The organism is Flavobacterium gelatinilyticum, assembly GCF_027111295.1.
GTDB classification, from domain to species: Bacteria; Bacteroidota; Bacteroidia; order Flavobacteriales; family Flavobacteriaceae; genus Flavobacterium; species Flavobacterium gelatinilyticum.
The window spans coordinates 4,672,242-4,686,357 of the sequence record NZ_CP114287.1; the positions used below are offsets into that span (position 1 = coordinate 4,672,242).

Sequence of the window (14,116 nt, forward strand, 5' to 3'; positions counted from 1 at the left end):
TGGGTTAACAATTGTTTCCTGTAAAATTAAGCAGGTTCTCCGTATAAATCAAATTCTGTTGCTTCAATTATCTTTATGTTAACAAATTCGCCTGTTTTTAAATAATGTTTAGACGCATCTATTAAAACTTCATTATCCACATCCGGACTGTCAAATTCTGTTCTTCCCACAAAATGAGCGCCTTCTTTTCTGTCAATAATGCATTTATAAGTTTGTCCTACTTTTTCCTGATTTAAATCCCACGAAATTTGAGACTGTAATTCCATGATTTCATTTGCTCTAGCTTGTTTTACATCATCCGGAACATCGTCGTCTAATAAATATGCATGTGTGTTTTCTTCGTGAGAATAAGCGAAACAACCCATTCGGTCAAATTTCATTTCCTGAACAAAATCCTTCAGGATTTCAAAATCTTCCTGAGTTTCTCCAGGATATCCTACAATTAAAGTAGTTCTGATTGCCATTCCAGGAACAGCTGCACGGAAATCTTTTAATAACTGCGTTGTTTTTGCCTGAGTTGTACCACGGCGCATCGATTTTAAAATAGAATCTGAAATATGTTGTAATGGAATATCAATATAATTACAAATTTTTGGCTCACGTTTCATGATTTCCAGAACATCCATTGGGAAACCTGTTGGGAAAGCATAATGAAGACGAATCCATTCGATACCTTCTACTTTTACCAAAGCTTCTAAAAGTTCGCCAAGATTTCTCTTTTTATAAAGATCAAGACCATAATACGTTAAATCCTGCGCAATTAAAATCAATTCTTTAACCCCGTTTTTAGCCAGACCTTGCGCTTCTTTAACCAGTTTTTCAATAGGCTGCGAAACGTGAGATCCTCTCATTAAAGGAATAGCGCAAAAACTGCAGGGTCTGTCGCATCCTTCGGCAATTTTTAAATACGCATAATTTTTAGGAGTAGTTGTTAATCTTTCTCCTAATAACTCATGCTTATAGTCGGCTCCAAGAGCTTTTAATAATTGAGGAAGTTCTGTTGTCCCGAAGTATTGATCTACATTCGGGATTTCTTTTTCTAAATCAGGTCTGTAACGTTCAGACAAACATCCGGTTACAAAAACCTTGTCAACGATTCCTTTGTCTTTTTTATCAGCATATTCCAAAATCATGTTTACCGATTCTGCTTTCGCATTATCAATAAAACCACAAGTGTTTATTACAATAATGTTTCCTTCTTCTTTTGGTGCGGCCTCATGAGTGACTTCTTTTCCGTTTGCACGAAGCTGACCCATAAGCACTTCACTGTCATATACATTTTTTGAACACCCAAGAGTGATTACGTTAATTTTGTTCTTTTTTAAAGACTTGGTTCTCATACTTTTATAAATTGGAGTGCAAAATTACACTTTTTTATTCAAACAGCGCTTTTTTAGGTTTTATTTAGATGTTTTTTATCCGGCTTTCTACTGATTTTTAAAGCTTCTCCTGCCGGATTGTTTTGTTTTTGTGAGACTAAAAAAAATCCGCCAGATAAAAACCTGACGGAAATTTCCATTCATCTATTTATTCTTAATTACAATTCAAATAATAAGGTTAGAGAAACATTGTTTAATACTGAGTTTATTCTTGCCGGATCTGTTAATCCTACTGGAAAAAATCCCTGACTTGATTTTCTTTCAAGATAAGAATAAGCCAAATCTACTTTTGTTCCTCCAAAATCATATCCTAAACCACCAGAGAAACTGGTTAGATCTCCAACCGTTTTTCCGTCTTTATAAGGGCTTCCTTCAAAACGGTAACCGCCTCTTAAGCTTAATTGTTTTATTTTATATTCTGCTCCAACTCTCAATTCGCCATTATTAGTTAGCTGCTGGCTCATTTCTGAGTTTATGCCTCCAAACTTGTCTGTGGATTTGTATTTAGCGTTGCTATAATCTTTTATAGAATAATCGATGCTTATTAAACCGGATTTTCCAAATACATAAGCTCCGCTGAATGTGAATTTTCCGGGAGTTTGAAGAGTATAAGGTTCGTAAACGGTTATGACGTTTGGGTTTGCTGAATAATCGAATGCTTGATTTGCATTCGTTTCTGTAGTACTGTATAAGCTTTGAGTAACTTCGTCATATAATTCGTACCAAGTATTTGATTCGTATGCTAAACCAAGTCTTAATGAATTAGTGACTTTTGCAATTGCACCCAATTGGAAAGAAAAACCATTACCATATGTGTACAATTCATTGTTAAATGTTGCATTGGAAATTGTTTCTGTTGCGGTAAGAGGGTTTCTGTTGGATTCGTAAAATTGGCTTGTTCTTCGGTAATCTGTTACGTGTACATTTAAATTTGCACCCAAATAAAGACGGTCTTTGTAAGAGGTGGCAATGTTAAAGCCTACTTTGCTGTTGTATCCTCTTTCGTAAACATTGTTTTCCTGATAGTAATTTCCCTGATTAGGTACATTTGTTATGTACGATGTGTTCGCGTCTGATGGGTTTACGGGCAGTATTATTTTGCCATAATATCCGAAGTATGCTTGTTGTTCTTCGTAGAACATATCTCTGTAGTCTATTTTTGTAATGTTACCCAGAGGGATTCCATTAGCATATTCTAGAAAATATTTATCAATAGAATTCGTTGGATTCCATCCTGCAGAGAAGGTATTATTGTTAAAGTTATTTGTGTTTTCATAAGCAACTCCAATTGCAATTTTGTTCCAATTGTTGTTTGGGTTACGATCGTTAAAAACAAATATAGCCCCCGCCTGATTTAAAAGAAAAGAATTGTCTTTGTCTTGTGTTTGAGGATCGTTAAAATATCTGGACTTATTAGCAATACTTTGATTGCTTAAAGTTAATCCGGCCTGATTGTTATTGAATATAGCAGATCCGGCAGGATTGACTGATAAAGCAGACATATCGCCTCCAACGGCTCCAAAAGCACCGCTCATCGCTCTAAATCTAGCAGTACCGGTTATGTTGTCCTGCGAAAAACGTACAGCATCAGAAATATCCTGAGAATGTGAGACGCTGACAGTTAGTCCTGTTAATAAAAGGAAGAATATTTTTTTCATTAGGTGAGTTTTAAATGTGTAATTAGATGTGTAAAAGGTGAAAAATGTTACCTTCTTCCGCCTCCGCCTCCTCCGTAAGATCTTCCTCCGCCACCGCCACCGCCAGATGATCTCATGCTGCCACTGCTGTTTGAAGAGCGTGAAGGGCTAGGAGAGTATGATCTCGTTGGTGCACTGCTGCTGTTATTGTAGCTTCTGTTTGATGGTGCACTGCTGCTTGATCTTCTGTTAGAATAATCATAACTGCTGTTGTTGCTTGGTGTGTAGCTTCTTCTGTTAGAAAAAGTTGGACTGCTTGTTGAGCCATTGTTGTATGATCTTCCGTTTACACTAGATCCTCTTCTGTAATCAGAATAACTGTTGGATCTGTTGGTTGTGTAATTTCTATTTGTCGTGTAACCGCTTCTATTTGTAGAGTAAGTTCTGTCAGAAGAATAACTTCTGTTTGTGAAGCTTCTGTTTGCGGCGTAACTTCTGTTTGAAGCGTAATTACGTCCTCCGTAATAAGCTGCAGAACCTCTTCTTCCATAATTATATGAGTAGTTCGCGTAGTAACGAGGTCCCCAGTAACCCGGATATCCCCATCCTGGTCCGTAGTAGCCCGGGTATCCCCAGCCGCCGCCCCAGTAGCCGCCACCCCAATAACCTGCGCCCCAGTAATTACCCCAGTAACCGCCTCCATAACCCCATCCGTAATATGGATATCCCCATCCAAATCCCATTGACCATGTTGGATCAGAATATACATTTATAGATACTTCTGAATTAGCGCTTCCCCAAGCCGGGTAGGCAACAGAAGCAGTCTGTGTGCTGTCATTTGCAGAATAACTACCGTAACTGTCTACATCTGTAAAAATTTCAGTCGGCTGATTGTCGTCTTGTAATGATCTAAAGTAATCTTTGTATTGATTATTGACATTATTATTGTTCGTTTGAGCATATCTGTTGGTTGAGCTGCCATATACGCCATCATTATCATGATATGATGTGTTTTGGTAAGAGCCACATGATGCTAATAGAAAACTCAGTAATCCAATTAAGTAAAAATGACTTGAGTTTTGGCGGTGAGTAGTATAAGTTTTCATATCTGTGGAGTTTTTTATTGTTGCACATTACAAAAATAGTTAGTTTTGTCAAACTATTTAGTTAAAATTATTAAAACAAAATTTGTGCCAAACTATATAAATATATGAGTAAGAACCTTACTACAAGATCAGAAGATTATTCTAAATGGTATAACGAACTGGTTGTAAAAGCAGATTTAGCAGAGAATTCAGGTGTGAGAGGCTGTATGGTAATTAAGCCATACGGATATGCTATCTGGGAAAAAATGCAGGCTGAATTAGACAGGATGTTTAAAGAAACCGGACATCAAAATGCTTATTTTCCTTTATTCGTGCCGAAAAGCATGTTTGAAGCTGAAGAAACAAATGCGGAAGGATTTGCAAAAGAATGTGCGGTTGTAACGCATTACAGATTAAAGAATGACGAGGAAAGGCCGGGAAAACTTATGGTTGACCCAAATGCTAAACTGGAAGAAGAACTTATTGTTCGTCCTACCAGTGAAGCTATTATTTGGTCTACATATAAGGGATGGGTGCAGTCTTACAGAGATTTACCTTTATTAATAAACCAATGGGCGAATGTGGTTCGTTGGGAAATGCGTACACGTTTGTTTTTAAGAACTGCCGAGTTTTTATGGCAGGAAGGGCATACGGCTCACGCGACGAAAGCAGAAGCGCTTGAAGAATCTGAAAAGATGATGAATGTTTATGCGGATTTTGCAGAGAACTTTATGGCAATTCCGGTTGTAAAAGGGTTTAAGACAGAAACAGAACGTTTTGCAGGAGCAGATGAAACGTATTGTATTGAAGCTTTAATGCAGGACGGAAAAGCGCTGCAGGCAGGAACGTCTCACTTCTTGGGTCAGAACTTTGCCAAAGCTTTTGATGTTAAGTTTGCGAATGCAGAAGGAAAACAAGAGCACGTTTGGGGAACTTCGTGGGGAGTTTCTACTCGTTTGATGGGAGCGTTGATTATGACGCACTCTGATGATCAGGGATTGGTTCTGCCTCCAAACTTAGCCCCGGTTCAGGTTGTTATTGTGCCTATCCATAAAACAGATGAGCAATTAGCAGAAATTACAGCTGCAGTAAACGAATTGACAGCGAAATTAAGAAAACTTAAGATATCTGTTAAGTACGATGACAGAACTACTCAAAAACCAGGATTCAAATTTGCTGAATGGGAATTAAAAGGAGTTCCTGTTAGAATTGCGGTTGGTCCAAAAGATTTAGAAAATGGAACTTTTGAGGTGGCAAGACGTGATAATTTGACGAAAGAAGTGGTTTCGAGCGAAAAAATCGTTGAACACGTAAATGATCTTTTAGAGCAGATTCAAACTGATTTATTTGCAAAAGCATTAGATTATCGCAATACTCATATTACGGAAGTAAATAATTTTGAGGAATTTAAGGAAGTTTTAGAAGGTAAAGGCGGTTTTATTTCGGCTCACTGGGACGGAACTGCTGCGACAGAAGAAAAGATAAAAGATTTGACAAAAGCGACAATTCGCTGTATCCCTTTGGACGCTGTTGAAGAGGCGGGAACCTGTGTGTTTACTGGGAATCCTTCGTCTAAGAGAGTGCTTTTTGCAAAGGCATATTAAAAAAAAATAAAAAAAATCGCTTGCCCTATTGTGTAAATAAAAATTAGATGTATCTTTGCATCCGCATTAGAGAAGCACGGTCCGTTCGTCTATCGGTTAGGACGCCAGGTTTTCATCCTGGTAAGGGGGGTTCGATTCCCCCACGGACTACAAGTTATATTACATATTGAAAAGTTTCCAACTTAGGAGAATTGAGGTCCGTTCGTCTAGGGGTTAGGACGCCAGGTTTTCATCCTGGTAACAGGGGTTCGATTCCCCTACGGACTACAAAAATTAGTTGTAAATAAGTTTTGTAAAACAAAAATTGGTGTCTCGGTTTTTGTTTTATTAGTTAAAACCAAAGTGATTGTTTTACAATTGTGGGAGGTTTTTCTTTTTTAACTAGTATCTATAATAATTATTACATCTAAAATTAAAAGAAAATGGCAAATCATAAGTCAGCATTAAAAAGAATCAGAAGTAACGAAAAAAGAAGAGTTCTTAACAGATATCAGCATAAAACTACTCGTAATGCTATTAAAGCATTAAGATTAGCTACTGATAAATCTGATGCTGCTGCAAAATTATCAACTGTAATCTCTATGATTGATAAATTAGCTAAAAAGAACATCATTCATGATAACAAAGCTTCTAACTTGAAGTCTAAATTAACTAAGCACGTTGCTAAATTGTAATTAAATACAATTTTTTAATATACAAAAGCCCTCTTTAAAAAAGAGGGCTTTTTTTATATGTAAAATTCCAAATATTTAGGACGAAAAGGAATTTTGGTAAACTCAATTATTATAAACGTTTATTCCTGTCCGGCCGGTTAAGCAAGATTAGGATTTGTACCCAAGCGCCAGGAATTGATGTAGCAGTTTGGCTGTTGAAAGTAATCTTGTGAAAAAACTGAATTTACATAGTTGGTCCAATTTTCTTTTTAAGATATTCAAGCATTGCCTGAGTGATTGGTTTTGATAGAAAATCGATTATTATAGGGTATTTTTTTGCTTTAGCAAGATCTTCAGGGTCTATTGTAGAAGATAATACGATGACTTTTGCAGTATTGAATTCAGCATAATCTTCTGAGATAAAATGATCCAGAAACTCCCAGCCTCCCATAACCGGCATATTTAGATCCAGAAAAATCAATTCCGGTTTTTTGTTTACCCTGTTTTTGTTATTGGTATATTTTAAGTTGTTGAAGTGGTGCAAAGCTTCTTCGCCATTTTGAGCCGTAATAATTTCATGTGCAAATGATGATTTCGAAATTACTTTTTTGCATAGCATTAAGGTAATAGGATCGTCGTCAATACATAAAATTTGCTCAAGCATGATTTTAATTTTTAAATGTTATGGTAAATGTTGTGCCCTTGTTGACTTCACTGTCAATACTAATTGTGCCTCCCATTGTCTCTACCTGCGATTTTACCAGATATAAACCCAGTCCCTTGCTGTCAGGATAGTTATGAAATCTTTGGTAAAGTCCAAAAACCTTGTCGCGATTTCTTTCAAGATCAATTCCAATTCCGTTGTCTTTAAACGTTAGTATGGCTTTGTGATCTATCTGTTCTGCGGTAATGGATATTTTCAGCTTTCTGTTTTCTGATTTGTATTTTATCGAATTGGTCAGCAGATTCAGTAAAATGCTTTCAAGATAAGCTTTATTTATAATTAAGGTAGGGACTTTTTCAAATTTTAATTTTATAATAGGTTTGTGCAGTTCAATTTGAAAAGATAATTGGTTAAAAACATTTTCAAAAATTTCCTGTAAAAATACTTCTTCTTTTTGCATCGAAGGATTATCTTTTATGATAATTACTTTTACCAGATCGTTTATGGTCTCGTTTAATAAATGAGTAGATTTCGTAAATCCTGTCAGGATTTCTTCTAACTCTTCGTTTTCTACCGGAATATCTTCTATAAGATTTAATAGTCCAATTAAATTTGATAAAGGTGCTCTAAGGTTGTGGGATGTTATATAAGAGAATTGCTTTAAGTCTTTGTTGTTTTGTGTCAGTTCCCGAATAAGATGTTCTTTTTCTGTTTCAAGTTTTTTCTCATCCGTAATATCTCTTTGAATGGAAATCCAGTGCGTAATGACGCCTTCGTTGTTGAAAATCGGAATCATGGCAAAACGCACCCAGTATTCTTCTTTTGTTTTGGTGTACGTAATAGTTTCGATTACACATTCTTCTTCGTTTTTTATGGCACGCAGTAACTTTTTTAATTCTTCTGAATCTGAGTTTGGTCCTTTGAAGATATTAGTCGATTTTCCTATTATTTCATCCGAACTGTAACCTGACATTTGAGAAAAAGCCGGATTTACATAAACAATTCGGGGAATTTTTCTGTCTAACGAATTCGCTTCAGTAATTAAAATAGAATCTTTAGATTGTGTAATTACAGTTTCTAAAAGTTTTAGCCTCTGTTCTTCTTCTTTTTGTTTGGTAATATCCTGAATAGCTCCAATCATTCTTATGGCTCTTCCATTTTCATCTTTTAGAAGAAAACCACGGTCTAAAACATATTTATAAGTTCCGTCTGCACATCTAAAACGGTATTGATCCTGCCATTTTTCTGTTTTTTGTTCAATAAAAGAATATAGTTTAACAGACATTCTGATACTGTCTTCGGGGTGGATTTTGTCAAACCACCATTTTGAGGTTTTGCCGACTTCTTCCTGTTTGTAGCCGAATACGCTCTCAATTCCCTTGTTCCAGTTGATACAGTCTTCCTGAATTTTCCAGTCCCAAATAGTGTCGCTGGTCGCTTTTGCTACTATATCGTATTTTTCGTTGGATTCTTTAATTTCTTCGTTTGTCTCTTTTAATTTTTTAAAGACAGCAATATTTTTTCGTTCGTTTTTGGAAAGTATGTATTTGAAAATGAATCCAGTAATGAGTATAAAAGAAATATCTTTTGTTAAGAAAAAGTAAGAGAATTTAGGATTGAATAAGTAGTCATTTAGTAAATTATGGCTGACAACTGCCACAATTAGCGATATGATAACGTAAACTAGAATAATTTGGAGAGTTTTACTTTTCATCAATCAAATATAGTTAAATTAACTATAAATAAACAATAAGTAAAGTTCATTTTAAGTACTAAATTAACACTGTTTTAATGAACTAATTAGTTGGATATACGCAAACTATCATAGAAACATTTTTTTTTACAAAATAAAGTGTACTTTTGCACCCATTAAAAATCACAAATGGAATCTATTAGAAATATTGCAATTATTGCCCACGTCGATCACGGTAAAACCACTTTGGTTGATAAAATTATGTATCACTGTCAATTATTTCGTGAGAACGAAAATACAGGTGATTTAATCTTAGATAATAATGATTTAGAGCGTGAGAGAGGTATTACTATTACTTCAAAAAACGTTTCGGTTCAGTATAAAGGAACAAAAATCAATATTATTGATACTCCAGGCCACGCGGATTTTGGAGGTGAAGTAGAACGTGTATTGAACATGGCCGATGGTGTTTGTTTGCTGGTAGATGCTTTTGAAGGACCAATGCCTCAAACGCGTTTTGTATTGCAAAAAGCGATCGACTTAGGTTTAAAACCATGTGTGGTTATCAACAAAGTTGATAAAGAAAACTGTACTCCTGAAGAAGTTCACGAGAAAGTTTTTGACTTAATGTTTGAATTAGGTGCTACGGAAGAACAATTGGATTTCCCGGCAGTTTATGGTTCTGCAAAGAACAACTGGATGTCTGAAGACTGGAAAGTTCAAACGCAAAACATTGAGCCATTATTAGATATGGTTATTGCTAACGTACCTGCTCCTAAAGTTTCTGAAGGAACTCCTCAAATGTTGATTACATCTTTAGATTTCTCTTCTTTTACAGGTCGTATCGCTATCGGACGTCTTGAAAGAGGTACTTTGAAAGAAGGAATGCCAATTTCTTTGGTAAAAAGAGATGGTAAAGTAATCAAATCAAGAATTAAAGAATTACATACTTTCGAAGGTTTAGGCCGTAGAAAAGTAGAAGAAGTTGTTGCCGGTGATATTTGTGCTGTAGTTGGTATCGAAGGTTTTGAGATTGGTGATACTATCGCTGATTTTGAAAATCCAGAAGCTTTACAAACTATTGCAATCGACGAACCAACAATGAGTATGTTGTTTACAATTAACGATTCTCCTTTCTTTGGTAAAGAAGGTAAATTTGTTACTTCCAGACATATCCGTGAAAGGTTAACAAAAGAATTGGAGAAAAATCTAGCGATGAAAGTTGGAGAAACTGATTCTGCTGATAAATTCATGGTTTTTGGTCGTGGGGTACTTCACTTGTCAGTTCTTATTGAAACTATGAGAAGAGAAGGATACGAGCTTCAAATTGGTCAGCCGCAAGTTATCATCAAAGAAGTGGATGGTGTTAAATGTGAACCAATTGAGGAATTAACTATCGACTTACCAGAAAACCTTTCAGGTAGAGCGGTTGAATTCGTAACGATCCGTAAAGGAGAAATGCTTTCTATGGAAGGTAAAGGTGAGCGTATGATTATTAAATTCAACATTCCGTCTCGTGGAATTATCGGTTTAAGAAATCAATTACTTACTGCTACTGCTGGTGAGGCTATTATGGCACACCGTTTCATTGGATACGAACCATACAAAGGAGAAATTCCTGGACGTAACAATGGTTCATTAATCTCTATGGAAAACGGAAAAGCAATTCCTTACTCTATCGATAAATTACAAGATCGTGGTAAATTCTTCGTTGATCCAAACGAGGATATCTATGAAGGTCAGGTAATTGGAGAAAACACTCGCAGCGATGATATGACTGTTAACGTTACTAAAACGAAAAAACTTTCTAACGTACGTTCTTCTGGAGCTGATGATAAAGCCAGAATTATTCCCGCTATCAAATTCTCTTTAGAAGAAGCTTTAGAGTACATTCAAAAAGATGAGTATGTTGAAGTTACTCCAAAATCACTTCGTTTAAGAAAAATCTACTTGAGCGAAACAGATAGAAAGAGATTCAAAATCTAATTAGATTAATTTTCAATATAAGAAATCCCAAATTCCATATGGAGTTTGGGATTTGTTTTTTTACTATTAGTAAACTTTTGTCTTCGTTTTTAGAATTAAAGATTCTCGAACGGGATTGGGTTTTCAAGTTTCAGGTTTCAAGTTTCAAGTTTCAGGTTTTAGAATGCTTTAACCCAATTTTAGAATTTGATATATTGAGATTTTGACAATTATAAACCCTCTTTATCTTTTCAGGCTAAAATGTCCCTTCACACTTTTACCATCAGCAAATAATAACGTAAACCAGTAATCATCAGACGGAAGAGGCTGACCATTAAAAATTCCGTTCCAGCCCGAGCTGTTTTGGTTTAATTGTTTCAATAATTTTCCGTAACGATCAAAAATGTGAATGGTATAATTTGGCATTGTACTCGTTTTTTCTATTGTCCATAAATCATTGAAACCGTCACCGTTTGGAGTAAAGAATTTAGGATAATCTAAAACATAGATGGTGAAAATATTCGATAATCCGCAGCCGTTTTTATTTCTTACAACCGTATTGTAGGCTCCTGCCGGTACTCTTGTAAACAGAGGTTCATCCTGAAAAACTACTCCGTCGAGTGAAAATTCGTAATTTCCGGTACCTGTATATTCTATTAAAACCGAATTATCGTTTCCTGAGAAATCTTTGATTACAGCATTTGTTATAACGGCAGGTTCAGATAGAATGATAACAAACTTTTTCGTTTTTTCACATCCCGCCGCATTCTGTACGGTTACAGTATAATCGCCTGCACTTGTTACAATTATTGAATTGGCGGTTTCTCCCGTATTCCATAAATAACTGCTGAATCCCGGATCTACAGACAGAGTTTTGCTGCTGCCTTTGCACAGATATAAAACTTCTTCATCAAAATTTGGCGGATTAAAAGTATTGACAACCAAATTGACCGGAACAATATCGTAACAACTAGGTCCGTTAATGACTCTTGCGTAAATCGTCTGGTTAAAAGGCGTTGTATTAGAGTAAATATTTGGCAGAGGATTGGTTTCTGTTACGGCATCGGTTGAATTGGCATAATAAATTACAGTTAAACCTGCCGGAAGACCTGTGATAATAACAGGTGTAACTTGGGCGTTCAGATCGAATTGAGACAGACCATCCTGATTTTCATCCATATCACAAATCTGGATCGGATTTGGATCAGCTATCGGGGTGTTTGAAATTTTCAGGGTAACTTCGGCAATTTTAAAACAATCAAACTCGTTTTCAAGACGTGCATAAACAATTTGATCCGGTGCTTTGTTTCTGTAATGCTCAGGGTCTGCTATTGGATTTGTTTTATTTTCTGCATCGGTTACCGTTTCATAGAAACCTTCATTAGAAATAAATGTATTATTGTTTTTTACAATATTATTTACTTTGCCTAAATTGAAAATAGAAATACCATCAGTATCATCATCACATTGTACAAGAGATGTATCAGCAGAAAAAATTTCCGGTGCATAATCGATTTTTATTTCGCCGGATGTAATACAAGTTGTTCCTGTTACAGTCGCATCTACTTTATAGACTCCTGCATTTGTAACTTCATAAGTTGAATTTGTTCCTAAGGTTACAGAAGGATTATCTGTTTTATACCATTTAAATGTGTAATTGGTACTGTTTAATTTGGTGTCTAAAAGTACTTTTTCGCCAAAGCAGGCAGGATTATTTCCGGCTATAGTACGATCTTCTCCTAATGTAACTTTAGAAGTAAAACTTCCGGCTTCAAGAAACACAGCCGATTCTAAATTTTTGTTCTGATCATCAGCAATAACCAACTTAACATGATATGTTTTTCCCGGAATAACATCTGTCTGGGCATTCATAACCACAGTTTGTCCCGCAAAATTTACCGGGCTTGTATTGCCGTTTATACCATTAAAATAATGTTCATTATCTGCTTCGCAGCCTGTATAGGTAATACCGCCTGGTCTTGTACCGGGTGCGATTCTTGGATGAATGTTTATAGAAGAAACCGGCAAGGCAGTATTAGGAAGAACAGCCAGATTTTTGTATGCATTTGTTGTTCCGGCTTCTTTAATTAAAAAAGCAAATCCATCTGAATAATGGCAGGGATAGTCGTATTGATATTCGTTTGAAGCAAAAATGTAATTAAAACTTAATAAGCTGGCAGATGCAACAAAATCAAATTCTAATACAGTTGAATTGACAGAACGAATTCCTAATGTCTGATCAAGATCGCTGTCGCCAAGCCAGTTTGTATTGTCAGTGCTTATAAGCTGCTGTTCAAATGGTCCGACAGCACTTTGAGCTGTAGAAGTTACCAAAACAATTCCTTCACTAAAGGGGAAACCGCTTCCGTTACTGTTAAAATATGCAAAACTCTGACGGCCGGGTCTAAAGGTGTCTCCACTTCCTGTTGAGTTTGAAGCCGCAGCACATGAACTGTTAACTAAAACATTTTCAATAAGCTGCTGCGGTGTTCTTTGGTCATCTATAGTTATAAATTGTGCTTTCATCTGTAGTGATGAAACACATAAAAAGAGAATAATAAGTAAGCTTTTTGTCTGATTCATAGTATAACAAATATACTATAAATCCCGACTTTTTAATAGTTTGTAAGAAAATAGTACAAATAGATACGTCCAGGCCAGTACAATAAAAATTGAAAAATAGCTTACAGCGTAGTTATTAGTTAAATTTATTCCTATCTGCGAGCCGATATTTTTTACCACAGACAATCTTGGAGCAGGATTTAAAATTAAATTCGACATTGCTTCAAGAGGAAGAAACTGAACAATCTTATCGCCTGTAGTACTGTTTGGAAAAACCTGAAACACTAAAAAACCTTTTATTATCGCTTCAACAATGCTCCAGAGTAAAAGAAAACCCAATGCAAAAGCAGAACGTTTTACTAATATTCCTAAAAATAAACAGAAAGAAAAGAAACCTGTAAGTTTTACAAAAAATGCTAAAAGATAATCCAGATCACTAAAAATGATGCCTATTTCATTGTAAGATGAAAAACACAGTCCCAGAATTAAGCTCATTATGAAAACAAAAACAGTAGAGCAAAAAGCAAATACCACTACGGTAAGAAATTTAGAGAGGATAAATTCTTTTTTGCTTAAACCATCGATTAAGTTTTGTTTTAAAGTTCCATAGCTGTATTCGTTGGCCATCATGGAAACAATGACAATAGCCAGAAAAAATTTAAGCCACGCAGCCACGTAGGTATTAAAGTGCCAGATAAACGGAAAATTAAAAATTCCCATTTCGGCAAGATGGAATTTAAAAGGACCAACGTCAAATTTTATTGATGCAATAAGAGCAATAAAAGAAAGTAAAATGAAATAGGTGAGTGTTAAAGTGCTGCTGGCTTTGTTTTTCCAGATTTTTTGCAGTTCTATAGAGATAAGTCTTTTCATG

Annotated in this window: 10 protein-coding genes and 2 tRNA genes; 5 read left to right on the forward strand and 7 right to left on the reverse strand. The window is 35.6% G+C overall.

Translation table 11 applies throughout. From position 1 onward, the window contains the following. Window positions 1-26: 26 nt before the first annotated feature. From rimO to OZP11_RS20220, 3 genes are all read right to left on the reverse strand, one after another. Entirely contained in the window at window positions 27-1,340 is a 1,314-nt protein-coding gene (gene rimO, locus OZP11_RS20210; protein WP_281232298.1) for a 30S ribosomal protein S12 methylthiotransferase RimO, read from the reverse strand. Between the two features lie 197 nt (window positions 1,341-1,537). Further along, window positions 1,538-3,037: an OmpP1/FadL family transporter gene (locus tag OZP11_RS20215; RefSeq protein ID WP_281232299.1), complete on the reverse strand. Its 1,500-nt coding sequence runs from the start codon at window positions 3,035-3,037 to the stop codon at window positions 1,538-1,540. 47 nt (window positions 3,038-3,084) lie between these two features. After that, a complete protein-coding gene (locus OZP11_RS20220; RefSeq protein ID WP_281232300.1) occupies window positions 3,085-4,122 on the reverse strand; it encodes a hypothetical protein in 1,038 nt (345 codons plus the stop codon). A gap of 104 nt (window positions 4,123-4,226) precedes the next feature. Between OZP11_RS20220 and proS the strand changes: the two genes are divergently transcribed. From proS to rpsT, 4 genes are all read left to right on the forward strand, one after another. Next, the gene (gene proS, locus OZP11_RS20225; protein WP_281232301.1) at window positions 4,227-5,705 is read left to right on the forward strand and encodes a proline--tRNA ligase; all 1,479 of its coding nucleotides are present in this window, start codon (window positions 4,227-4,229) and stop codon (window positions 5,703-5,705) included. A gap of 78 nt (window positions 5,706-5,783) precedes the next feature. Next, window positions 5,784-5,855, forward strand: a tRNA-Glu gene (locus OZP11_RS20230). A 45-nt stretch (window positions 5,856-5,900) separates the two neighbouring features. Next, window positions 5,901-5,972: transfer RNA gene (locus OZP11_RS20235), tRNA-Glu, on the forward strand. Between the two features lie 155 nt (window positions 5,973-6,127). Beyond that, window positions 6,128-6,379, forward strand: a complete 252-nt coding sequence (gene rpsT / locus OZP11_RS20240; RefSeq protein WP_012026903.1) for a 30S ribosomal protein S20 — start codon at window positions 6,128-6,130, stop codon at window positions 6,377-6,379. Between the two features lie 223 nt (window positions 6,380-6,602). Here rpsT and OZP11_RS20245 read toward each other — a convergent pair whose 3' ends face one another. Further along, entirely contained in the window at window positions 6,603-7,022 is a 420-nt protein-coding gene (locus tag OZP11_RS20245; RefSeq protein ID WP_281232302.1) for a response regulator, read from the reverse strand. 4 nt (window positions 7,023-7,026) lie between these two features. Next, complete coding sequence (locus tag OZP11_RS20250) at window positions 7,027-8,736, reverse strand: PAS domain-containing sensor histidine kinase (protein WP_281232303.1); 1,710 nt, start codon at window positions 8,734-8,736, stop codon at window positions 7,027-7,029. 168 nt (window positions 8,737-8,904) lie between these two features. Here OZP11_RS20250 and typA point away from each other — a divergent pair, with 168 nt between their 5' ends. Continuing rightward, window positions 8,905-10,701: a translational GTPase TypA gene (typA, locus tag OZP11_RS20255; protein WP_281232304.1), complete on the forward strand. Its 1,797-nt coding sequence runs from the start codon at window positions 8,905-8,907 to the stop codon at window positions 10,699-10,701. Window positions 10,702-10,923: 222 nt separating this feature from the next. Here typA and OZP11_RS20260 read toward each other — a convergent pair whose 3' ends face one another. Continuing rightward, window positions 10,924-13,206: a T9SS type B sorting domain-containing protein gene (locus OZP11_RS20260; RefSeq protein WP_281232305.1), complete on the reverse strand. Its 2,283-nt coding sequence runs from the start codon at window positions 13,204-13,206 to the stop codon at window positions 10,924-10,926. Window positions 13,207-13,278: 72 nt separating this feature from the next. Next, window positions 13,279-14,115, reverse strand: coding sequence for an ABC transporter permease (locus OZP11_RS20265; RefSeq protein ID WP_281232306.1), 837 nt, complete (start codon window positions 14,113-14,115; stop codon window positions 13,279-13,281). Window position 14,116: the final 1 nt, after the last annotated feature.

What these genes read in the sequence shown, in the direction of transcription:
- rimO (WP_281232298.1), bottom strand. Translation starts at nt 1,340, where the DNA reads ATGAGAACCAAGTCTTTAAAAAAGAACAAAATTAACGTAATCACTCTT.
- OZP11_RS20215 (WP_281232299.1), bottom strand. Translation starts at nt 3,037, where the DNA reads ATGAAAAAAATATTCTTCCTTTTATTAACAGGACTAACTGTCAGCGTC.
- OZP11_RS20220 (WP_281232300.1), bottom strand. Translation starts at nt 4,122, where the DNA reads ATGAAAACTTATACTACTCACCGCCAAAACTCAAGTCATTTTTACTTA.
- proS (WP_281232301.1), top strand. Translation starts at nt 4,227, where the DNA reads ATGAGTAAGAACCTTACTACAAGATCAGAAGATTATTCTAAATGGTAT.
- rpsT (WP_012026903.1), top strand. Translation starts at nt 6,128, where the DNA reads ATGGCAAATCATAAGTCAGCATTAAAAAGAATCAGAAGTAACGAAAAA.
- OZP11_RS20245 (WP_281232302.1), bottom strand. Translation starts at nt 7,022, where the DNA reads ATGCTTGAGCAAATTTTATGTATTGACGACGATCCTATTACCTTAATG.
- OZP11_RS20250 (WP_281232303.1), bottom strand. Translation starts at nt 8,736, where the DNA reads ATGAAAAGTAAAACTCTCCAAATTATTCTAGTTTACGTTATCATATCG.
- typA (WP_281232304.1), top strand. Translation starts at nt 8,905, where the DNA reads ATGGAATCTATTAGAAATATTGCAATTATTGCCCACGTCGATCACGGT.
- OZP11_RS20260 (WP_281232305.1), bottom strand. Translation starts at nt 13,206, where the DNA reads ATGAAAGCACAATTTATAACTATAGATGACCAAAGAACACCGCAGCAG.
- OZP11_RS20265 (WP_281232306.1), bottom strand. Translation starts at nt 14,115, where the DNA reads ATGAAAAGACTTATCTCTATAGAACTGCAAAAAATCTGGAAAAACAAA.